The organism is Thermolongibacillus altinsuensis, assembly GCF_004341205.1.
GTDB lineage: Bacteria > Bacillota > Bacilli > Bacillales > Anoxybacillaceae > Thermolongibacillus > Thermolongibacillus altinsuensis.
The window spans coordinates 20,665-42,106 of sequence record NZ_SLUL01000006.1 but is presented as its reverse complement, the minus strand read 5'-3'; the positions used below and the strand labels follow the sequence as shown (position 1 = coordinate 42,106).

Annotated in this window: 23 protein-coding genes and 1 pseudogene; 20 read left to right on the top strand and 4 right to left on the bottom strand. The window is 38.3% G+C overall.

Features of this window, described 5'->3' with window-relative positions; genetic code table 11:
- The first annotated feature begins 289 nt into the window (after positions 1 to 289).
- From EDD69_RS06985 to EDD69_RS06975, 3 genes and pseudogenes are all read left to right on the top strand, one after another.
- Complete coding sequence (locus tag EDD69_RS06985; protein ID WP_132948244.1) at positions 290 to 916, top strand: ribonuclease H1 domain-containing protein; 627 nt, start codon at positions 290 to 292, stop codon at positions 914 to 916.
- A gap of 375 nt (positions 917 to 1,291) precedes the next feature.
- Positions 1,292 to 1,408: pseudogene (locus EDD69_RS06980) on the top strand (UV DNA damage repair endonuclease UvsE); the annotation flags it as partial.
- A complete protein-coding gene (locus EDD69_RS06975; RefSeq protein ID WP_207893262.1) occupies positions 1,368 to 1,565 on the top strand; it encodes a hypothetical protein in 198 nt (65 codons plus the stop codon). The pseudogene EDD69_RS06980 and the gene EDD69_RS06975, both read left to right, overlap by 41 nt.
- 63 nt (positions 1,566 to 1,628) lie before the next feature.
- Here the strand turns inward: EDD69_RS06975 and hxlR are convergent, their stop codons facing one another.
- Both hxlR and EDD69_RS15285 read right to left on the bottom strand, forming a co-directional pair.
- Complete coding sequence (hxlR, locus tag EDD69_RS06970) at positions 1,629 to 1,994, bottom strand: transcriptional activator HxlR (protein ID WP_132948243.1); 366 nt, start codon at positions 1,992 to 1,994, stop codon at positions 1,629 to 1,631.
- 47 nt (positions 1,995 to 2,041) lie between these two features.
- Positions 2,042 to 2,206 carry a hypothetical protein gene (locus EDD69_RS15285; protein WP_165871742.1) on the bottom strand — a complete coding sequence of 55 codons (165 nt, stop codon included), beginning with the start codon at positions 2,204 to 2,206 and terminating at the stop codon, positions 2,042 to 2,044.
- A gap of 200 nt (positions 2,207 to 2,406) precedes the next feature.
- Here EDD69_RS15285 and EDD69_RS06965 point away from each other — a divergent pair, with 200 nt between their 5' ends.
- The 8 genes from EDD69_RS06965 (at position 2,407) to EDD69_RS06930 (ending at position 9,964) form a co-directional block, all read left to right on the top strand.
- The gene (locus EDD69_RS06965; protein WP_207893260.1) at positions 2,407 to 2,751 is read left to right on the top strand and encodes an avidin-fold protein; all 345 of its coding nucleotides are present in this window, start codon (positions 2,407 to 2,409) and stop codon (positions 2,749 to 2,751) included.
- 40 nt (positions 2,752 to 2,791) lie between these two features.
- On the top strand, positions 2,792 to 3,346 hold the full coding sequence (locus EDD69_RS06960) for a cysteine hydrolase family protein (protein WP_132948242.1): 555 nt from the start codon (positions 2,792 to 2,794) through the stop codon (positions 3,344 to 3,346).
- Between the two features lie 11 nt (positions 3,347 to 3,357).
- On the top strand, positions 3,358 to 4,812 hold the full coding sequence (locus EDD69_RS06955) for a nicotinate phosphoribosyltransferase (RefSeq protein ID WP_132948241.1): 1,455 nt from the start codon (positions 3,358 to 3,360) through the stop codon (positions 4,810 to 4,812).
- A 305-nt stretch (positions 4,813 to 5,117) separates the two neighbouring features.
- Positions 5,118 to 6,218, top strand: a complete 1,101-nt coding sequence (locus EDD69_RS06950) for an NAD(P)H-dependent flavin oxidoreductase (protein ID WP_132948240.1) — start codon at positions 5,118 to 5,120, stop codon at positions 6,216 to 6,218.
- 196 nt (positions 6,219 to 6,414) lie between these two features.
- Entirely contained in the window at positions 6,415 to 6,870 is a 456-nt protein-coding gene (locus EDD69_RS06945) for a MerR family transcriptional regulator (RefSeq protein ID WP_306420898.1), read from the top strand.
- Between the two features lie 29 nt (positions 6,871 to 6,899).
- Positions 6,900 to 7,832, top strand: a complete 933-nt coding sequence (locus EDD69_RS06940) for a sporulation protein (protein WP_132948238.1) — start codon at positions 6,900 to 6,902, stop codon at positions 7,830 to 7,832.
- Positions 7,833 to 7,940: 108 nt separating this feature from the next.
- The gene (locus tag EDD69_RS06935; RefSeq protein ID WP_132948237.1) at positions 7,941 to 9,275 is read left to right on the top strand and encodes a hemolysin family protein; all 1,335 of its coding nucleotides are present in this window, start codon (positions 7,941 to 7,943) and stop codon (positions 9,273 to 9,275) included.
- 110 nt (positions 9,276 to 9,385) lie between these two features.
- Positions 9,386 to 9,964, top strand: a complete 579-nt coding sequence (locus tag EDD69_RS06930; protein ID WP_132948236.1) for a YitT family protein — start codon at positions 9,386 to 9,388, stop codon at positions 9,962 to 9,964.
- Between the two features lie 449 nt (positions 9,965 to 10,413).
- Here the strand turns inward: EDD69_RS06930 and EDD69_RS06920 are convergent, their stop codons facing one another.
- Both EDD69_RS06920 and EDD69_RS06915 read right to left on the bottom strand, forming a co-directional pair.
- Positions 10,414 to 11,313 (bottom strand): manganese catalase family protein, encoded by a 900-nt coding sequence (locus EDD69_RS06920; RefSeq protein ID WP_132948235.1) that lies wholly within the window; start codon positions 11,311 to 11,313, stop codon positions 10,414 to 10,416.
- A 246-nt stretch (positions 11,314 to 11,559) separates the two neighbouring features.
- The gene (locus tag EDD69_RS06915; protein WP_132948234.1) at positions 11,560 to 12,978 is read right to left on the bottom strand and encodes an amino acid permease; all 1,419 of its coding nucleotides are present in this window, start codon (positions 12,976 to 12,978) and stop codon (positions 11,560 to 11,562) included.
- Between the two features lie 522 nt (positions 12,979 to 13,500).
- Here EDD69_RS06915 and chrA point away from each other — a divergent pair.
- The 9 genes from chrA to nfsA all read left to right on the top strand — a co-directional run bounded on the left by chrA (position 13,501) and on the right by nfsA (position 21,306).
- Positions 13,501 to 14,685, top strand: coding sequence for a chromate efflux transporter (chrA, locus tag EDD69_RS06910; RefSeq protein ID WP_424565344.1), 1,185 nt, complete (start codon positions 13,501 to 13,503; stop codon positions 14,683 to 14,685).
- Between the two features lie 165 nt (positions 14,686 to 14,850).
- Positions 14,851 to 15,192 (top strand): ArsR/SmtB family transcription factor, encoded by a 342-nt coding sequence (locus tag EDD69_RS06905; RefSeq protein ID WP_132948232.1) that lies wholly within the window; start codon positions 14,851 to 14,853, stop codon positions 15,190 to 15,192.
- A 15-nt stretch (positions 15,193 to 15,207) separates the two neighbouring features.
- Positions 15,208 to 16,503 (top strand): arsenic transporter, encoded by a 1,296-nt coding sequence (locus EDD69_RS06900; RefSeq protein ID WP_132948231.1) that lies wholly within the window; start codon positions 15,208 to 15,210, stop codon positions 16,501 to 16,503.
- A gap of 18 nt (positions 16,504 to 16,521) precedes the next feature.
- Positions 16,522 to 16,941, top strand: coding sequence for an arsenate reductase (thioredoxin) (gene arsC / locus EDD69_RS06895; RefSeq protein WP_132948230.1), 420 nt, complete (start codon positions 16,522 to 16,524; stop codon positions 16,939 to 16,941).
- Positions 16,942 to 17,164: 223 nt separating this feature from the next.
- On the top strand, positions 17,165 to 17,326 hold the full coding sequence (locus tag EDD69_RS06890) for a YvrJ family protein (RefSeq protein ID WP_132948229.1): 162 nt from the start codon (positions 17,165 to 17,167) through the stop codon (positions 17,324 to 17,326).
- Positions 17,327 to 17,746: 420 nt separating this feature from the next.
- Positions 17,747 to 19,177 (top strand): aldehyde dehydrogenase family protein, encoded by a 1,431-nt coding sequence (locus EDD69_RS06885; protein WP_132948228.1) that lies wholly within the window; start codon positions 17,747 to 17,749, stop codon positions 19,175 to 19,177.
- Positions 19,178 to 19,207: 30 nt separating this feature from the next.
- Entirely contained in the window at positions 19,208 to 19,717 is a 510-nt protein-coding gene (locus tag EDD69_RS06880) for a hypothetical protein (protein WP_132948227.1), read from the top strand.
- A 40-nt stretch (positions 19,718 to 19,757) separates the two neighbouring features.
- Entirely contained in the window at positions 19,758 to 20,252 is a 495-nt protein-coding gene (locus EDD69_RS06875) for a GNAT family N-acetyltransferase (protein ID WP_243643056.1), read from the top strand.
- Between the two features lie 304 nt (positions 20,253 to 20,556).
- Positions 20,557 to 21,306, top strand: a complete 750-nt coding sequence (gene nfsA / locus EDD69_RS06870; RefSeq protein WP_132948226.1) for an oxygen-insensitive NADPH nitroreductase — start codon at positions 20,557 to 20,559, stop codon at positions 21,304 to 21,306.
- The last annotated feature ends 136 nt before the right edge of the window (positions 21,307 to 21,442 follow it).

The window sequence follows — 21,442 nt, the reverse complement described above, 5'->3', positions numbered from 1 at the left end:
TTCAAAAAAGTGAACATCATTCTTTTGCAATAGAAATTTGAATGGGAAGGGATATTTTTAACACTAACTATAATAAAGTAACCTACTTACTTTTGTAAAGTGATATGATTGTCTATTCGATTGTATATTTTGTGGCTTGTATGTACAACTTTGCCGTGATACCGTAGAGAAAGAATCCCTTGATGTCGTGTTAGGGATAAACGCAGATGGGGGATCCTTCCGTTACAGAAAGAAGGATTTTATCAAATTTTGGCGAAAGTTCATTACTAAAATTCGGGGAAGTGAAACGATGAAAAGCAAGAAAACAAAATATTACGTAGTTTGGGAAGGAAAAACAAAAGGCATCTTTTCATCATGGGATGAATGCAAACAATATGTGTTAGGAGTCGCCGGAGCGAAATATAAATCATTTTCATCAAAAGAAGAAGCGGAGCAAGCTTATCAAGAAGGTTGGATGAAATACTATAGAACTGCAGAGAAGGAGAGAACACCGCAAACGATTGAAAATGCTGCATATATAGAAGAGAGCATATGTGTAGATGCTGCGTGTAGCGGCAATCCGGGACAAATGGAGTACAAAGGAGTATACACAAAAACAGGAGAGATTTTGTTTCATTTTGGTCCCGCGCTTGGCACAAACAATATTGGAGAATTTTTAGCGATTGTTCACGCTTTGGCTTTTCTAAAACAGCATGGAAAAGATTGGCCGATTTATTCAGACTCGCAGACTGCCATCAAATGGGTGAAAGCGAAAAAAGTGAATACTTCATTAATAAGAAATAAAGATACAGAACGAGTTTGGCAGCTCATTGAAAGAGCGGAGCAATGGCTCAAACATAACGATTACAATAATCCTATTCTCAAGTGGGAAACAGATCGTTGGGGTGAAATTAAAGCGGATTTCGGACGTAAATAACTTAAACTAAAACATGTGGCGACGATACTTAATCATATTGTATTGCCTTTTTTCTTTTGTTAAACGTGCAACAAAACTTCATGTCAGATGATTTATTAAGTCCAAAAGGAAAGCTTAAAATTACTTTGCTAGCGGCAATTATCGTCGTTAGTGAGTTTTACACGATAGGTATTGAGTTATTTTTCAAGGGAAAGGGCTCTAAAGACTTGCGACACTGGCAAGCGAAAAACTTCATACTTTATTGTAAAAGAAAAGAGCCTATCTCCTTTCAAAACAAAGAAAAAAAGGGAGATAGGCTCTTTTTATCGTATCCGATCGACTAGTTTTCCTGGAAAACGCCATACTAAAACTAATCTTAATTTGAGGTGGCGAATGATGACAATTGTGAGACTCGGATATGTCGCAATGAGCGTTCATTTACAAAATTGCTCACCATCACAGACCATGACATTTGCACGGTTTCAAAAAATACAGAATCGCGAAGCGGCCATTAATTACGTTTTTAAATGAAATAAAAGGAACTGTTCCGCAAATTGACTGTATGATTGAAGCAAAACAAAAAGATGAAGCTTTATTCCGCTTAGTAGAGGATTTGCGACATTATTCAGAGATTGAATGGATTGACCGAGCAAGCTTTTATGTGCGATAGAGGCTGAACCAAATAGAAAATGTCAGCCTCCATCTATTCATAAATCGATTGACTCCAAACCGTTTACTTGACAGAATCATTGATTTTTACTTGATCCTTTACGACCGTCTCCATATAGTTTTTGCCCCATTCGTACATCGCATCAAGAATCGGCATTAGACTTTTTCCATGTTCAGTCAGTGAATATTCTACTTTTGGCGGAACAACAGGGTAGACTTTGCGTTCAACAATAAGGTCCGCTTCCAGCTCTCGCAACTGATTAACAAGCGTTCTTTGGGTGATCCCCGGCATAAGAGCCTTCAGTTCACCAAACCGCTTCGTTCCGCTTTTTCCTAGATGCCATAAAATAAGCATTTTCCACTTGCCACCAATCACAGCAAGTGTTAATTCTTTTTCACAATTATACGTCTTGCCACAAACATGTCCCATTTATTTCACCTCCATGTCTATTATAACCATTAGTATACTTTCTGCCTCTATATGACCATAATGTACATACTTATATATGATAAGCTTAATTTTCCGACATAAACAAGCTTTTCTGCCACTTCTCCGAACGAAAACGCCATCAGACAAATGAATTTGTCTGTCATGCGTTTTACGTTCGGAATCGGCATGCTTCTAGCATGCCGGGGCAGCAAGAAAAATCTTGCCGCCTATGGCAGAAAAGCGGTCTTCTATTCATGATGAGATATGTCGGAAACTCAACTTGAATCTATATAAAAGAATGCTCTATACTATAGTGTTACCGCAATAGCGGCTTATTTTAACTAAAAAATATTCACACCAAGGCTTTTAAACTGTTATAATGATCAAAAACTTTGCTATGGGGGAGATTTCATTGATCAATTATAATAACCGGACCTTTGTTTCTGTTGAAAATACCAGCAATGGTGAAGTTTCTTCAAAAACTTACTTTCATTACAAACAAGAGGGAAATATCATCACTGCTACATATTCGGGCGGTGAGATCGTAAGCGGAATGCTTATAGGAATCGTTAACGATGATGGCAGTCTAGAATTTCGATATAATCACGTTAACATAAAAAATGAGATTAGGGGAGGAAAATGTAAATCTATTCCCGAGCTTTTGCCTGATGGTAGAATTAGATTATACGAAAAATGGCAATGGTTAGACCATGATCATAGTGAAGGGGAATCCATTGTTGAAGAGGTAATGAAGTGAATCTTGTCAAATTAATAAAATCCATGGGGGAATAAAAAGAATGAAAAAAGCGTTAATTGTGATTGATTATACGATTGATTTTGTTGATGATCATGGCAAGTTAACGTGTGGGAAGCCAGCGCAAGAAATCGAAAAACGAATTTGCGAATTGACAGAAACGTTTATCAATCATGGAGATTTTGTTGTCATGGCCGTTGATTTTCATAAAGAAAACGATCCGTTTCATCCTGAAGCAACATTGTACCCGCCGCACAACATTGAAGGAACAGAAGGAAGAAAGCTTTATGGAAAATTGCATTCGATTTATGAAACATATAAAGAAAATATTTATTGGATGGATAAAACGAGATACAGTGCTTTTTCAGGAACGGATTTAGAGCTTCAGCTCCGCTCCAGAAAAATTCAAGAAGTTCATCTTGTAGGAGTTTGTACGGATATATGCGTTCTTCATACCGCCATTGACGGCTTTTACAAACATTTTGACGTCATCATTCATGAAGATGCGGTACAAAGCTTTAATCCGGTTGGACATCAATGGGCGTTGGAACATTTTCAAAACAACCTTGGATTTCGAGTCGTCCGAAACTATCAATAGGAGTGAGTCATATGACGTATCACAACCTTTCTCTTCATACGGATAAATATCAAATTAATATGATGTATGCCCATTGGAAAAATGGGACCCATAACGAAAAACGTGTCTATAATGCCTTTTTTCGAAAAAATCCGTTTGGGAATGGATTTGCGGTGTTTGCGGGCCTTGAAAGAATTGTACATTATTTACAGAATTTAAAATTCGAAGAAGAAGACATCGAATATTTACAACAACAAGAAGAACATTATGATCCTGCCTTTTTAGAAGAGCTTCGCAACTTTTCATTCACAGGAAACCTCTATGCCGTAAAAGAAGGAACCGTTGTATTTCCGAATGAGCCAATTATTCGGGTCGAAGCTAGAGCATTTGAAGCCCACCTAATCGAAACAGCCATTTTAAATTTCATGAACTATCAAACGTTAATCGCGACAAAAGCCGCAAGAATCAAACAAGTTGCCGGAGATGATTTATTATTTGAATTCGGGACAAGAAGGGCACAAGAAGCGGATGCAGCGATATGGGGAGCCAGAGCAGCCTATATCGCAGGCTTTCATGCGACAAGCAATTTACGAGCGGGAAAGCTGTTCGGAATTCCAACAGTAGGAACACACTCCCATGCATGGGTGCAAGATCATGATACAGAAGAAGAAGCGTTCGAAAAATTTGTGAGCGTATTCCCGAATAACGCCATATTATTAGTTGATACATATGATACTCTCCGTTCAGGTGTACCAAACGCGATTAAAGTCGCACATAAAGCAAAAAAAGAAGGAAAACAAGTAAAAGGGATTCGTTTAGATAGCGGAGATTTGGCGTATCTTTCAAAACAAGCAAGAAAGATGCTCGATGAACACGGTCTTCAAGACGTTAAAATTTCAGCATCAAATGATTTAGATGAACAAGTGATTATGCATGTCAAACTGCAAGGTGGAAAAATTGACGCTTGGGGAATCGGAACAAAACTCATTACCGCTTCGGAAGATCCTGCATTAGGCGGGGTGTATAAATTAGTCGCAAAAGAAAAGAATGGAATGTTTCATCCCGTAATTAAAATCTCCGAAGATCCAAATAAAATTACAACACCAGGTGTTTTAACCTTTTATCGAATTCTTGATAAAACAACGGGAAAATCTCATGGAGACTATATCGCCATGGTGGATGAGACCGTACCAAAAGAGGAATTGAAAATGTTTGACCCTGTTCACACGTACAAACAAAAAATCGTGAAAAACTTTGAAGCGGTCGAAATGCTTCAGCCGATCTTTATAAACGGAAAGTTGGTCTATGAGCTTCCTACCATTGAAGAAATTCGAAAATATCATCAAGAATCCTTATCGCAAATTTGGGAAGAAACCTTACGTCTTTTAAATCCGCAGGAGTATTATGTCGATTTAAGCGAAAATGTATGGAAAACGAAAATGAATTTAATTCAAAAATATCGGAAAGAAACAAATGACTTGGAATAAAATTAGAATTATTTTGTTTGTATGTCCAATTTATATATGATAAGCTTAATTTTCCGACATAAACAAGCTTTTCTGCCACTTCAGAAGCATGCCGGGCGGCAAGATTTTTCTTGCCGCCTATGGCAGAAAAGCGGTCTTCTATCGTGATGATAAAGATATGTCGGAAACTCAACTTGAATCTATATATATGGAGGAATACAATAGTTACAAGGATTATTTTTTGACTATTCAAAAAAGTAAAACGTTATTGGTGTTTGCTGTATGGGTCGCCTATAGAATTGAGTATCAATTGAGGAGGAAAAAACGTGTGGAATCATACAGAGGTAACAAAAAAATTATCCATCAAATTTCCGATTATACAAGCAGGAATGGCGGGTGGGATCACGACGCCTGAGTTGGTTGCTGCTGTATCGAATGCAGGCGGTCTAGGGATGCTTGGCGCGGGGTATATGACACCGGAACAATTGGAGTCGGATATTCAAAAAATAATAAAATTGACTTCCAAACCCTTTGGGGTCAATCTGTTTGTCCCTGAGAACCCGGTTGTCATCCAAGAGGAAATCGAAAGAGCGAATCAGCTGCTCGAACCGATCCGGCAAAGGTTGGGAATCAAAAAGAAGAGTCATCTTCCGCAAATCAACACTTCTGTCTTTGATGAACAAATTCAAATCGTTTTAAAATATGAAGTCCCTGTTTGCAGTTTCACATTTGGCATTCCTCCTAGAGAAACGATTCATCAATTAAAGAAGAACGGGATTGTCACAATTGGAACAGCCACAACCGTAAAAGAGGCAATCATGAATGAAGAAGCTGGAATGGATATGGTTGTGGTCCAAGGCAGTGAAGCTGGGGGACATAGGGGAAGTTTTGCAGAACCTTTTGATGATTCCATGATCGGAACAATGGCTCTGATTCCGCAAGTAGCAGATCATGTTTCAATTCCGATTATTGCAGCTGGAGGGATCATGGACGGTAGAGGCGTTTTTGCTGCTCTTATATTGGGGGCGGAAGCGGTTCAAATGGGAACAGCCTTTGTTACCTGTGTCGAAAGCGGAGCGAATGAACTGCACAAAAAAGCCATATTAAATGGTACTGAAGAACAGACGGTCATCACTTCGGCATTTAGCGGTAAGCCAGCTAGGGGATTAAAAAATGAATTTATCGTAAAAATGAAAGAACATGAGGATAGCTTGCCAGCCTACCCAATTCAAAATATGCTCACTCAAGATATCCGTTCAGAAGCTGCCAAACAGAAAAAATCAGAGTGGATGTCGCTTTGGTGCGGACAAAATCCTCGACTAAGCAAACATTTGCATGCTGCAGAATTGATCGAAATGATCACAAATCAAATAGAAGAAATCATAAATAAATTCCACTTAATAAAAGAAACCGAGAGACTTATTTGATCCCTCTTTTAAAAATAGGTAAGGTATGGTCCGATCAGAGAATACCCTACCTTTTTTCTTTTTGATCTAGTCAAAGGTTTTATGCAAGCTTTTATATATCATCGACTATGTATTTATAAAAACATATTTGCAACAAGAAACTAACACCACAACGTTTGACTGTACGGTTTTTGAACGATATAATTTCATTTAGAAACTGATAATAGGGAGGGAGTTCATTGGGAAGTTACTTAAAATTGGTGAACTTGCAGAATTAGCTGGCGTATCCAAAAGGACCATTGATTACTATACGCAATTAGGGTTGCTCGAACCTGTTCGCTCTGAGACCAATTATCGCTATTATCCCGAAGAGAGCATCGAACATTTGCAGTTAATCCATGCATTAAAAAAACAACATTTGACTCTTGAAGAAATAAAAGAGCGATTACAAATGCTCAAAAATCAACCAGCTTCTGTAGATGAAATTATAGATAAAATTGAGCATCTTCAAGAACAGATGAAACATATTCAAGAAGAAGTGCTGGAATTAAAGCCGTTACTTAAACAATTAGATGAACAACAGATCAAGCTGATGACAAAACCATTGGCTCAACAAGGTTACACTTTATTACACACATTAGCTTTATTGATTGGCGAAAATCCTTTTATTTAATCAATAGATGTTGAGGAGAGATGAAAAGGATGTTTAGAAAATTTTTATCCAAACTTGGTATTGGTTCTGCCAATATTAACCTCGTTTTGCATCATTCCCGAGTTCGTTTGGGAGAGGCCATTAGCGGTGAATTTTTCATCGAAGGGGGAACAGTAGAACAGCATATTAATAAAATTGATGTAGAACTTCGTTTAACATTAAATCAAAACGGGCAAACGCAAACAAAAACAGTAGCAACAATCCCAGTATCCTCTGCCTTTGTCATTCAAGCTGGTGAGAAAAAAGTGTTGCCATTTACATACGAACTACCAAAAACTCTGCCGGTGTCAAGAAACGGTCTTCACTACACGTTCGTTACCCGTCTTGATATTGCAGGCGGAGTTGACCATTTAGATGAAGATGTCGTGCAAATTCTCCCACCATTACCGCTTGAAAAAATCTTTATGGCTTTTGAAAAATTAGGGTTCCGGGAAAAAGCAACTTCAGGAGCGCTAAAACCATATGGTCAAGAATTTGAACTGTTCCCAACTGAACAATTTAGAGAGAGTGTTCAAGAAGTTGAGTTTTTCGCCTCTCTAGAAGAAGAGGGAGTTCGTCTGCTTCTTGAAGTCGATGTATATGCAGGTGCTTTTGGTTTACAGGAAAAAGAATTGAAGCGAGAAGTATTTTTCCCATATACGGAAACAAACGATGTGAACGTATTAGCTGACAAACTTCGCGAGATCATTCAAGAAATGATCGAACATCCATATCAATATACAGCATCTTCTTACATGGCTCATTCTCATGGACCAGGACATGGTATGATGGAAGCGATTGGCGGTTTTGCCACAGGATTGTTCACTGGAATGTTAATAGAGGAGCTCATAGATGATGTAGTGGAGGAAGCGTTTGATTTCGAGGAGGAAATGGAAGAAGGATTTTTTGATGATTTCTTCGACGGAGAAGATGAAGAATTTTAATCTTTAGAAAAAAATTTTGATTTTCTTTTCCAAGAACGGAGAAAAATAAAATATATTGATTATAGGAGGTGGATTCTCTAGCTGTTTGCATACAGCTAGAGAGCTTCATTGGAGATAATTAACTTACTGATGGTTGCTTTTTTAATTGCTTTAACAGCATTCTTTGTGGCATCTGAATTTGCCATTGTCAAAGTGCGCAGTACACGTATTGATCAACTCATAGCGGAAGGAAATCGAAGCGCGATCGCTGCAAAAAAGGTCATCTCGCATTTAGATGAATATTTATCCGCTTGCCAGCTTGGAATCACCATCACTTCACTAGGACTTGGTTGGCTTGGTGAACCGACCGTTGAACATTTGCTTCACCCTGTATTTGAACGAATGAATTTGAATGAATCCGTAGCATCTTTCCTTTCTTTTGTAATTGCGTTTTCAACAATTACATTTTTGCATGTCGTTGTTGGTGAGTTAGCTCCTAAAACATTGGCGATTCAAAAAGCAGAAACCATTACGTTGTTATGTTCAAGGCCGTTAATCTTTTTCTATAAAATCATGTATCCGTTTATTTGGGCATTAAATGGATCATCTCGTGTCATTACCGGCTTATTTGGACTAAGACCGGCATCTGAACATGAAATCGCCCATTCAGAGGAAGAATTGCGAATCATTTTGTCTGAAAGTTATAAGCACGGAGAAATTAATCAATCGGAATATAAATACGTAAACAATATTTTTGAGTTTGACAATCGAATCGCCAAAGAAATCATGGTGCCGCGCACAGAAATTGTCGCACTAGATAAAAATGATTCGATTGTAGATCATTTTGAAATTATAAAACAAGAAAAATATACGCGCTATCCAGTGATGGATGGAGACAAGGACCATATCATTGGTATGGTGAACATAAAGGAAATATTGACAGATTGCATTCAAAACCCGCAAGCGCTTGAAAAGAAGCTGGATGATTATATTCGTCCAATTATACAAGTAATCGAATCGATCCCTATTCATGACTTGCTTGTAAAGATGCAGCGTGAACGAATCCATATGGCGATCTTAGTCGACGAATATGGAGGAACGGCAGGACTTGTGACGGTTGAGGATATATTAGAGGAAATTGTCGGTGAGATTCAAGACGAATTTGATATAGACGAAGTTCCAATGATTCGCAAAGTGAACGAATATACCACCGTTGTTGATGGAAAAGTATTGATTGAAGATATCAATGACCTATTGGGAATCGATATCGATGATACGGATGTCGATACAATTGGCGGTTGGATATTAACAGAAAAAATTGACATTCAACAAGGCGAAGTCATTTCTTACGGTTCATATGACTTTAAAGTGTTAAAAATGGAAGGACGTCATATTCAATTGGTTGAAATTACAAAACGCGTGAATACTCCTTCTCTTACTGTACAAGAAGCAACCATAAAATAACGAAAGGCGGCAGCTTATAACGGCTGCCGTTTATTTTTTCTAAAAAGACAAGTTCTTTACATGTAGGACATACATATAGAAAGAAAATGCCACAATCGAGGGGGCAAGAAATGGTTGAAAAAGCGATCGCTATTTTGGTGGGTAGCATTTTGTTAGGAATCGGAATTAATGTTTTTTTAGTTCCGCATGAGCTTTTAGACGGTGGAATTATTGGGATTAGTTTAATCATTAAATACATATGGAACCTGAAAGTCGGACTTACTATTATTTTGCTTAGCATTCCGCTTTATATCATTGCTTGGGTTTATTACCGGCCTTATTTTTATAACAGTTTACATGGCATGCTTTTTTCATCGTTTATGATTGATGTTCTTTCCCCATTAAGAGGGAGCATCGAGATTCCTATTTTTTTCAGCTCCGTAATCGGCGGAGCGCTTGTTGGTACAGGGATTGGTCTTATGTTGCGCCATGAAACAAGCACAGGGGGAACGGATTTATTAGCACAATTCATCTCAAAGTTAACGAACTACAATGTCGGGATCCTTATTTTTATCATTGACGGAATCGTCATCCTTTGCGGAAGCTGGATTGTCGGCCCCCGTATTTTTCTATATTCTGTCGTAGTGGTGATATTGGTGGGAGCGGTAACAACAATATTGACTTCGGTTAATAGAAAAGCGGTTTGTTGAAGGTGGGTATCAAAAAGCATGTCAGATTATTACAATATTTTTTATAACGATATGAATTAACTATAATCAAATTATGTAAACTTATTTTTCTATTTTAGCATTGGGATGATTGTAAAATCGAAGTTAGTGAAACAAATCCTGACATTTGCAAACCAATGGATTGTGGCTGTAAGCATGATGAAGACTGCGGCCATGAAATGGTGCCTCATGGTGGCCATTACGACTATCTTGTAAATAGACGTTTGCATCACGTTCATAATGGACATTGTGATGATCATGGTCCTGTAGAAATTATAACGATAAAGTAAGTAGAAAAATCAAAGTACGGATCTTTTTAGAAAATATCTAATCCCAAAATCCCGCACTTCAAACGAAGTTAAGGGGAGGGGAGTTTATCTCACAAAAAAGGCCTGGAATATCCAAGCCTTTCTTTTTTGTATTGGTTTAGTTTACAATCCAGCTGATCTTTGAAGCCGCTTTAGGATTTCCTCAAAATCTTCTCGGGATATGCCAGGTGCGAATTCTTCTGGAAGCTCATCTAGCTCCGGAATCGGTCCTCCTTCAGGCGTTCCCTCGATCACTTCAAGCGGCTGACCGTCAATCGGACTGACACCCTTCCAAATTTTAGAGATATCTTTATATTCGCCTTCAAAATTCCATGTATAAAGCTTACGATGAATTCCCATTGCTTCGTATTTTCTTGTTGTGTCAAAGACATTGTTATCAAGATTAGGGATCGGCAGCATTTTCGTCATGTCCACTCCCGTTGCTATCTCCAGCGCCTTTGCATAAGCGGTGATGTGTACGCCGCCGCGAACAAGCAAGTATCCTATCATTTCACGCGCTACTGGATTATTGGTCATTTCATACACGCGCATTTTATGAGTACGTGCCCCGCACTCAAGGAAAAAGTTATGAAGCAAATCCAAAATTAAGTTACCGCTATTAAAAACATTATCTCCGTTCCACGGTTTTCCCATCGAGTCAGCCACTAGGGCTGTTTGGGCCGTAACAATGTAATGTTGAGAGTTCCGCAAATCTTTCGCATTTTGCATCGGAGCGATGTTTGGATCCCCTTGAAACGTGGTCCCTTGAATCATTAAATTAATCGTATTTGTTACTAATTCTACGTGTCCGAATTCTTCGGCTGTGATACTAGCAACCAAATCATAAAACGGCTTAAGTTTTTTCTTTCCTCGAAAGCTAAACGATTGAAACATATAGTTATTTAAAGTGGACATTTCACCAAAACGTCCCCCAAGCAGCTCCTGCACAGCAGCGGCGCCGTTCGGATCGGGTTCTTTCGGCATCGGCAATTCTATCGCTAATTTATTAATACGCGTAATCAAAGCCTTCCCTCCCCACAGTCTATTCATAAAAATGTATGAAGGGAGAGGCTTGTTTCAGTACACAATCCGTTTAGTTCGGCATAATTCAAACATAATGTATAACTGACGGGTGCCTATCTAGGTGATAAAAGGACTTGAAGAAGGGGGAGTAAAATAGATAGTCTTCCGTATGAACAATCTCATTAGACGATGGAATGGTATACAAAAGGGGACCTTAGATTTTTTTGGTCCCCCTGTCACATGAAGTTATGCTGTTTTTGATTCCGCTTGTTCATGAGCGATAGGCTTCTTCATGATAAAAGGGTATAATACGAGCCCTAGAACAAATAATCCAATCCCTAATAAGAATGTGTTCCAATCTGCTGTTCCTGTCTTAATAACCCAGACAGAGTAAATAAGAGCTAAAATAGTAATAACTCCGTCGTAAACTCGCACTCCCTTAGTGGCTTGATAGGTTTCTCCTGTGATAATCAACTTGAGTTGATATAAAACAGAAACAAGATATGGGACTAAATAGGCGAGTGTTGCGACTACAATCGCAAAGTTGTATGCTTGATTTACCGTTCCGGACACTGTTGAAAATAGAAAGAGCTGAGTCATAAAATTAGTAATAAATAAGGATCGAACAGGGCTATCTTTTTTATTGGTTTTAGCAAAGAAAGGCGGGAATAATCCTTCTTTTGCTGCTTGATAAGGTACCTCAGAACTAACGACAATCCATCCAACCGTAGATCCAAATAATGAAATGAGCGCTAAAATAGCCATAATATACGCCCCGTTGTTACCAACAACTGCATGCAGAGCATCAACAAGCGGTTTTTGCGATTGTTGCAATTCTTCTTGAGGAATCGCTCCCATTGTCAGTAACGTAATACCAGCATAAATGAGTACAGAGATGACTAATCCGAGCAGAGTCGCTTTTTTTACATCCTTTTGCGACTTTGCGCGGTTGGAAAGCATAACCGCTGATTCAATTCCAATAAATGCCCAAAGCATCGTAATGGCTGCCCCATTGATTTGACTTGTAACAGATAAAGACTGTCCTTCTTGATTTACAAATTCAAATCCATCTCCTAAATTAGAAGCATCAAAAATCCAAACGGTTAAGATAATATAAACTAAAAAGCCAACTACTTTTGTTCCTGTTGCTAGAACATTAATGTTTCCTGCATAACTGAAATCGCGACAAAGAATCCAATGAATTCCCCATAAAACAAGAGAGCATACAACAAATGTGAGAGCCTTTCCTACTTCTAGTTGAAAATTCCCCATTGTCAGCAATACTTGTTTACTTTGCATAACCGGAAAAAAGGTCGATAGATAGCCTGCAAAAGAAATAATGACAGAAGCAGTTGCAGCCCAATTCGCTGCCCAATATCCCCAAGCCATGCTGTATCCCGCTATATTACCTGCTTTCGGCGAAGAAAACATCGCTTGTGCATAGCTTTGCGGTCCTGCTTTTAACTCAGGTTTTCTCGTGGCTAAATTTCCGAACACAAGAGCAATCATCCATACACCCAATCCCGTTGCAATCCAAGCAAGGATCGATCCCATTGGACTTGCTACTTGAGCCAAACTAGCTGGAAGCATGAATATGCCTCCACCGATCATATTACCAATAACAAATGCGGTTAAAACCCATACGCCCCATTTTTTAGTTGCCATATGATTTCCTCCTTATGTTCAATCCCAGATAAAAATATAAATTTGCTCTGCATTAGCTGATTTTCGTTTATGACAGTAAAATAATATAATATTATTTTATTTTGGTAAAGTAATAATATATTAAAGAAATAAAGATTATTAATTCTAAATAATCCTTATTATTTATTTTTTTAAAACTTTATACTTGTTCAAAAACGGGTAAAGATATATGAAAAAGGACAACTACTAGGGAGGAAATGGTTCATCAAAAAGATGGAGGAATAAAATGAGCAACTCAAGAAGTTATTAGGAGGAAAATTTAAAACTGTCATGGAATACCCTTTCTCAAAAGAAGGAAGAATTTATTTTCGATGCCAGAATAACTTGATTTATATGTATCGCTTAAGTCGAAATAAAAAAGAACAACCATTCGTCATTCATTGGTTGAAATCTTCTCTAAACTAAACAGGATGCTACTTAAAAAGTCTGTAAGAAGACATTGATATCATCTAGGAGGAATAAGAGTTGAGCCAAGACAATGAGATGCAACAGAAACGAAAAGGTTCGGTTTGGGAAGTATTGAAAACAGCTACTCGACTAGGATTGACTTCTTTTGGGGGACCCATTGCTCATTTAGGGTATTTTCGTGAGGAATATGTGAACCGACGAAAATGGTTAGATGAAAAAACGTATGCTGATTTGGTAGCACTGTGTCAATTATTACCAGGGCCGGCGAGCAGTCAGGTTGGAATGGGGATTGGGTTTATACGAGCTGGTTTTTGGGGAGCGATTGCCGCTTGGCTTGGATTTACTCTCCCTTCCGCGATTGCACTGATCTTATTTGCCTACTTTTTAAAAGGAACTTCCTTTAGCGAAACAGGCTGGCTTCATGGATTGCTCGTTGTGGCAGTCGCTGTTGTGGCTCAAGCTGTGTGGGGCATGGCGAAAAACTTAGCCTTTGATCGTCCGCGTGCCACCATTGCAATCGCAGCGGCGATTTTGACTTTGATTATTCCGAGCGTCTTTAGTCAAGTGGGAATCATCGTAGGTGCTGGAATCGTTGGATGGTTTTTGTTCCGAGGTACACCAGATGCAACCCCCGTTCCGATTTCGATCTCGTTTAATAAAAAGATCGCCAGTATCTTGCTTATTTTATTTTTTGTTTTGTTGGGATTGCTTCCTGTCATTCGACAGTTCACCGACTCGAATCTGATTGCGCTTTTTGATAGCTTCTATCGATCCGGTGCCTTAGTATTCGGAGGGGGACATGTTGTCCTTCCTTTATTACAAGCCGAAGTGGTTCCTACAGGGTGGCTAACGGCCAATCAATTTTTAGCCGGGTACGGAGCGGCACAAGCAGTACCCGGACCATTGTTTACCTTCGCATCATACTTAGGAATGGCTAGTTTCGGATGGAAAGGAGCTGTGGTGGCAACTATTGCGATCTTTCTTCCTTCTTTCCTGTTAATCCTTGGAGCCCTTCCTTTTTGGAATTGGCTTCGTCATCATCCACGTTTTCAAGCAGCACTGTACGGGATCAATGCAGCTGTTGTGGGAATCTTACTCGCAGCACTCTACCATCCTGTATGGACGAAAGCGATTAAAAGTCCGTTAGATTTTTGCCTTGCTTTAGCTTCCTTTGGCCTATTAACGGTCTGGAAGTGTCCGCCTTGGGTTGTGGTTGTATTTTCTGCCACTGCTGGGGCTCTTCTTTCTTTGATTTCATAAAATATCCACCAGCAAAGCCGGGTTCGCAGGAACTCGGTTTTTATTTATTTTTCTTCTATATAAGAGTGAAGTTTATACACATACATGTATTGTCGCATTATATATATTTTTACTTGCTTATATAATTATATTGTTATATGATGATTGGAGGATAGGGGGGATAGCATGAAACAAATTGTTGCGAGTGTGGATGAAGTGGCGACAGTCTTAAAATTATTGGGCGACAAAACAAGACTCACCATGATGGCGCTATTAGACCATCATGATTGTTGCGTGTGTGAGTTGGTTGAAATTTTTCAAATGAGTCAACCGGCCATTAGCCAACATCTTCGGAAATTAAAAGATGCAGGTTTAGTGAAAGAAACGAGAAAAGCCAAATGGATCTTTTATTCTATGAACAAGGAACATGAATTGTATTCATTAATCAAAAATATTTTAGCTCATATTCCAGACCAGCAAGAAAAATTAAAGGAACTTAAAGAAAGAACAAAAATCTCGTGTGAGTAAAGGAGAGTTGATCGTTTGCTTTCGGTCATACTGGCATCATTGATTTTTCTCGTAACTTTAGTGTTTGTTATTTGGCAGCCAAAAAACTTATCGATTGGTTGGTCTGCATGCGGAGGAGCGATCCTTGCTTTATTAGTAGGCGTAGTTGATTTTAAAGATGTCCTCGATGTGACAGGCATCGTCTGGAATGCGACCCTTGCTTTTATTGCGATTATTATTATTTCGTTGATTTTAGATGAAATTGGCTTTTTCGAATGGGCAGCATTACATATGGCGAAAGTGGCGGATGGAAACGGAGTAAAAATGTTTATCTTTGTTTCCATTCTAGGAGCCTTAGTAGCCGCATTTTTTGCCAATGACGGTGCAGCCCTCATTCTCACACCGATTGTTCTCGCGATGGTGCAAGCTTTGAAATTTGATGAAATGAAAGTCCTACCTTTTATTTTAGCGAGCGGTTTTATCGCTGATACAACTTCTTTACCGTTAGTCGTGAGTAACTTAGTGAATATTGTATCTGCCGATTACTTTCACATTGGGTTTGTTGAGTATGCATCACGTATGATCATTCCGAACTTCTTCTCGCTCGGAGCAAGTATTTTAATGTTATATCTGTATTTTAGAAAAGATATACCGAAACAATTTGATTTGTCGCATTTAAAGAAACCAAGCGAAGCCATTAAAGATCATAAAATGTTTAAGCTTTCTTGGGTCGTATTAAGCATTTTATTGATCGGTTATTTTGTAAGTGAATTTACAAAGGTTCCTGTATCTTTCATTGCCGGAGTGGTCGCACTAGTTTTCTTATTCATTGGAAGAAAAAGCCCAGCTGTTCATGTCAAACAGATATTAAAAGGAGCACCGTGGGCGGTTGTCTTTTTCTCCATCGGGATGTATGTCGTCGTCTATGGTTTAAGAAACGTAGGATTGACCAATGTATTAGCTGATGTGATTCAAGCAGCAGCTAATCAGGGACTATTCGTTGGAACGGTTTCCATGGGCTTTATTGCGGCGATTCTTTCATCAGTGATGAATAACATGCCAACAGTGATGATTGATGCTTTAGCGATTGCTGATACCAACACAACAGGCATCATTCGTGAAGGTTTGATTTATGCCAATGTGATTGGTTCCGATTTAGGACCGAAGATTACCCCAATCGGTTCTCTAGCAACCCTCCTTTGGTTGCACGTATTATCAACAAAAGGAGTCAAGATTACATGGGAAACTTACTTTAAAAATGGGATTATTTTAACCATTCCAACATTATTCATTACACTTGTTGGACTTTATATATGGTTACTCATCATTTAAGAAAAGGAGTAGAGACACATGAAAAAGAAAATTATTTACTTCTTATGCACCGGAAACTCTTGCCGCAGCCAAATGGCAGAAGGATGGGCTAAAAAATATCTTGGCGATGAGTGGGAAGTCTATAGCGCTGGCATCGAAGCTCACGGATTAAATCCGAACGCCGTAAAAGCCATGAAAGAAGTAGGAATTGATATTTCGAACCAAACATCTGATGTCATTGATCCTGAAATTTTAAACAAAGCTGATTTAGTCGTAACATTATGCGGACATGCGGCAGAACATTGCCCGGTGACGCCACCGCATGTGAAACGCGTACACTGGGGATTTGATGACCCTGCAAAGGCAGAGGGAACAGAAGAAGAAAAATGGGCTGTATTCCGTCGTGTTCGTGATGAGATTGGCGAAAGAATTAAGCGTTTTGCGGAAACAGGTGAATAACAACCTCTTTGTAAAAATTACCCAAAGCCGAGAGAGCCATTCTCTCGGCTTTCATTTATTTATAAGGCAAAAAGATTTCGTCTTCTTGCCAAGAAAAAACGAGAAATTTTAAGAATAACCTAAAATAAGATAGGATGTGTCCAAATTTAGGGGGTCAATCCGCAAACTCTTATATAAAAATCACATATTAATATAACAGATTACTATTTAAGGGGGACTAGAAATGGAAGATTGGTTAAATCTCATTGGTAATTTAGGATTTCCTATCGTTGTAACTTTTTATCTGTTAGTACGATTTGAAAGAAAAATAGATAATCTAACAGAAGCAATCAATAAAATAGCAGATATCATTGAGGAAAGAAAGGACAAACAAATAGAAAGATAAGAATAAGAATTTATATCTATTATTGATGTATCTCCTATACCAGTTTCGTTAACATATTTTTACTTTCTTTGCTATTTCCTCAACTAGGATCACGATCATGTGAATTTGCATTTCGCAGCTCTAAATAAGAATGAACTTTACTAAAACATCCTTTCAACAGGGATGTTTTTTTGATTAGAAAAGAATAACGAAATAATCGATAGGGAGACTAAAGTCTTTTTAGACGGAGGTAACATAGACATAAATAAAAATACGGACAAATATACATATGTGTTGTAAAATATATACAAAAATATAAACTGAAAGAATTTTAAGGAGTTTCTATAAAGAGATTGTTAGAGTCGAGGTTGTTTATTCAAAACACAAAAAAAGCTTTATAGATTTTCCATTGCCTTTTAATGCAATAAAGGGGGATATGTTATGAAAAGTTGTCTATTTATTAATGGTGAAGAAAAAGTTCCAACGAATACGTATGTAGTATACAACCCACATACAGGTGAGGTGATTGGAGAGGTAGCCGATTCCACCGAAGAAGAGATGCGCACTGCGATCGAAGCAGCTTCTCGAGCTTTTTATAATATGAAAACACTACCTTCTTGGAAAAGGGCAGATATTTTATATAAAGCAGCGAGCCTGTTAGAACAAGAAAAGGAAGAAGTTGCATCCATCATCACAAAAGAAGCGAGCAAACCAATCAGTGCAGCTAGGGTGGAAGTAGAGCGTTCCATTCAGACCTTGCAGTTTTCCGCCGAAGAAGCCAAACGAATAGGAGGCGAATACATTCCTTTAGATGCTGCAAAAGGGGGAGAAGGGAGAGACGCCTATACGATTTATGAACCGTTAGGCGTAATTGGGGCGATTACTCCATTTAATTTTCCTTTAAACTTGACCGTTCATAAAGTTGGACCTGCGATTGCAGCCGGCAACACCATCGTTGTCAAACCCGCTGAACAAACTCCTTACAGCAGTTTGAAATTGGCGGAAATTTTAACGAGAGCAGGACTTCCTAAAGGCGCGATCAATGTCGTACCGGGAGATGGACCGAGACTTGGAAAAGTTTTTCTAGAAGATGAACGAATTAAAAAAATCTCCTTTACAGGTAGCCCGTCGGTTGGAAAACTGATTAAAAGCCAAGCGGGTCTAAAGAAAGTGACATTAGAACTTGGAAGCAATTCCGCTCTGTATATTGATGAAAGTGTAAAAGAACAATTAAGCAAAATTGTTCCAAAAGCGGTGATCGGGGCTTTTTCTTATAACGGCCAAGTTTGTATCAGCACTCAAAGAATTTATGTTCATCAGCGTATAGCCCAAGAATTTATCGATCTTTTCGTTAAAGAAACGAAAAACCTCTCTTTTGGAGATCCTTTTGATGAGAAAACGGTTGTGACAAGTTTAATTAATAAAAAGTCACAAAAACGCATTATGGAATGGATCGATGAAGCGGTCAATCGAGGGGCAAAAGTATTAACTGGCGGTGTAGAAATAGGCAATGGCATCGCTCCTACAGTACTTACAAATGTTCCAGCTGATTGTAAAGTTTCCTGCCAAGAAGTATTCGGACCGTTAGTGATTATTGAAGAAGTAGAAAATGAAAAGGATGCCTTAAAGAAAATGAACAACAGTGAGTTTGGACTAAATGCAGGAGTATTTACAAACCGCTTGAACCAAGCGATCGAAATGGCTCATGGTTTAGAGGTAGGGCAAGTATTCATAAATGATGTTCCGACTACCCGCTTTGACCATATGCCTTATGGGGGAGTAAAATCTTCTGGTTATGGATATGAAGGAGTGAAATATGCAATTAGAGAAATGATGCAAATGAAAATGATCAGCCTTAACTACAAAATTTAGCTTTATTTTTTAAGGAAAAGAGGGATAACCATGCTTTTGATTAAAAGGTTATTTTCGGTCCTAATGGTTTTGTTGATGATTAGCGGATGTCAAGAAAAAGAAGTACAAATGAAAACGGATGATCAAGGTGTTCCATCCAATCGCGAACACAAGAAGGCCAGTGATGGTCAAGATTGGCAAGAAAGCCCTCTGTTTAAATCAGGAGATTTTACAATGATTGGGCAAGAAGGGCGTTTAGGTTTCATTTATAGTGATCGCGAAGTTGACAGATTTTACCCTAATCAAACTCAAAAGTATATGTGGCATTTTTGGGGGGATGACCAAGAGTTTGATGGGGAACTGAAAGTGATGGCCACGCACGAAAACGGTGGAGAACCAATCACTGTGTTAGAAGATCTCCCTTTAGGTGGTCCCAATAATGGAGCAGACCGCCATGTTCCATCCAATATGTCCTTGCCTAAAAGCGGGATGTGGAAATTGGATGCCTATATCGGAGACAAGTTATTTGGAAGTGTTTATGTCAAAGTCCACGAAAAATAAGTCACCATGATTCTTCATGATTGAACGAACGGTATAATGAATGAAAGGATGTTTAGATGTTTATATGAATTTGCAATTCGAGATTCGTAAGGCAACCATTCAAGATATAGAAGAAATTGTAAGATTGCGTTTGGAGCTTTTTAAGGAATTAGGAGAAGTACAGTCTGTACAAGAGGAAGCTCTTGCCATCACGGCTACAAGAAAATATTTAGAGGAAGCACTTTCTAACAATGAATTTATCTCCTTTTTAGCTTTATCCAATCATCATGTGATAAGTATTAGCGGGATGGTTTTATTTAAACGACCACCTTACTTAGAGAATTTAAACGGACTTGAAGCTTATATACTGAATATGTATACAATTCCTGAATATCGGGGGAAAGGTTTAGCAAGAACATTGTTACAGAATTGCATTGAGGAATGCAAAAAAATCGGAGTAAAACGAATTTGGCTGCATGCATCTAATGATGGAATGCCATTATATAAAAGTATGGGGTTTACTTTTAAAAACAATGAGATGGAATTGTTTATTTGAAAGTAAGTTATATAGTTTATTGTAGTTTATTGGAGCCTAGCATCTAAAATTATAGAAGCATTATAAGCTACCACAGTAGGTCAAACAATCATTGACCGATTGCTATACGAATTAAAGAGGAAGTAAATAATTAGATTAGAATGAAAGGCACAGATCAATCGGTGCCTTTCTATTTTCTAAGGATCAATTAAACTTAATAATAGCTAGAAACCGAATATTTTGAATCCTTTTTTGTTATGATAATGTTATGATAATAATGAACAATTCGGAAATTCCGAATCGTTTGTGTAGGAGGGGGAATAAAATGAATCAAGTCATTGAAACGATTTTACAGCATCGTTCCATTCGAAAATTTGAAGATCGACCTCTATCCGATGAGCAAATTCGTACCATTGTTGAATGTGCTCAAGCAGCATCAACATCCAGCTTCATTCAAGCCTACTCGATCATTGGAGTAAAAAATAAAGAAACGAAGCGGAAGCTTGCTGAGTTAGCTGGAAATCAATCATATGTAGAGCATAATGGCCATTTTTTTGTATTTTGTGCGGATTTACATCGCCATGAGATTGTCGGTGAAATGGAAAACGTCGATTTATCTTCTGCATTAGAAAGCACCGAAAAGTTTATGGTTGCGCTTATTGACACAGCACTAGCTGCGCAAAATGCTGTAATAGCGGCTGAATCCATGGGATTAGGAGTTTGTTATATTGGCGGTTTGCGGAACAATTTACCTGAAGTGTGTGAGCTCTTAAAAGTTCCGAAACGGGTGATTCCTTTATTCGGAATTGCAGTAGGATATCCGGCGCAAAATCCTGATAAAAAGCCGCGCTTACCTTTTCATCATGTTTACCATGAAGAAACATACCAGCAAGATCGCTCCGAATTAGAAAATCAACTCAAGCAATACAATGAAACGATTTCGTCATATTATAAAAATCGCACAAATGGAGAACGCCAGGATACATGGACTAGACAAATGGCTAACATGCTTAGTAAACAGGTCAGAATGTATATGAAGGAGTTTGTCGAAAGTAAAGGATTTAATTTAAAATAGCTCCTTAAAAAGTGAATAAATAGAGCAGGCAGAAGAGGTTTCTTCTATCCTTTTATTTATATAAAGAAGAAACTTTCTTTAGAAGATTCATAAAGAATACTGCATATTTTTCAGATTAAAATTTGCATATCTTCCT

Excerpts from the sequence above, each read along its gene's own strand:
- EDD69_RS06890 (WP_132948229.1), top strand. The coding sequence starts at position 17,165 with ATGGAAGATTGGTTAAATCTCATTGGTAATTTAGGATTTCCTATCGTT.
- chrA (WP_424565344.1), top strand. The coding sequence starts at position 13,501 with ATGCAACAGAAACGAAAAGGTTCGGTTTGGGAAGTATTGAAAACAGCT.
- EDD69_RS06985 (WP_132948244.1), top strand. The coding sequence starts at position 290 with ATGAAAAGCAAGAAAACAAAATATTACGTAGTTTGGGAAGGAAAAACA.
- EDD69_RS06955 (WP_132948241.1), top strand. The coding sequence starts at position 3,358 with ATGACGTATCACAACCTTTCTCTTCATACGGATAAATATCAAATTAAT.
- EDD69_RS06880 (WP_132948227.1), top strand. The coding sequence starts at position 19,208 with ATGCTTTTGATTAAAAGGTTATTTTCGGTCCTAATGGTTTTGTTGATG.
- EDD69_RS06885 (WP_132948228.1), top strand. The coding sequence starts at position 17,747 with ATGAAAAGTTGTCTATTTATTAATGGTGAAGAAAAAGTTCCAACGAAT.
- arsC (WP_132948230.1), top strand. The coding sequence starts at position 16,522 with ATGAAAAAGAAAATTATTTACTTCTTATGCACCGGAAACTCTTGCCGC.
- nfsA (WP_132948226.1), top strand. The coding sequence starts at position 20,557 with ATGAATCAAGTCATTGAAACGATTTTACAGCATCGTTCCATTCGAAAA.
- EDD69_RS06940 (WP_132948238.1), top strand. The coding sequence starts at position 6,900 with ATGTTTAGAAAATTTTTATCCAAACTTGGTATTGGTTCTGCCAATATT.
- EDD69_RS06905 (WP_132948232.1), top strand. The coding sequence starts at position 14,851 with ATGAAACAAATTGTTGCGAGTGTGGATGAAGTGGCGACAGTCTTAAAA.
- EDD69_RS06960 (WP_132948242.1), top strand. The coding sequence starts at position 2,792 with ATGAAAAAAGCGTTAATTGTGATTGATTATACGATTGATTTTGTTGAT.
- EDD69_RS06915 (WP_132948234.1), bottom strand. The coding sequence starts at position 12,978 with ATGGCAACTAAAAAATGGGGCGTATGGGTTTTAACCGCATTTGTTATT.
- EDD69_RS06875 (WP_243643056.1), top strand. The coding sequence starts at position 19,758 with ATGAAAGGATGTTTAGATGTTTATATGAATTTGCAATTCGAGATTCGT.
- hxlR (WP_132948243.1), bottom strand. The coding sequence starts at position 1,994 with ATGGGACATGTTTGTGGCAAGACGTATAATTGTGAAAAAGAATTAACA.
- EDD69_RS06930 (WP_132948236.1), top strand. The coding sequence starts at position 9,386 with ATGGTTGAAAAAGCGATCGCTATTTTGGTGGGTAGCATTTTGTTAGGA.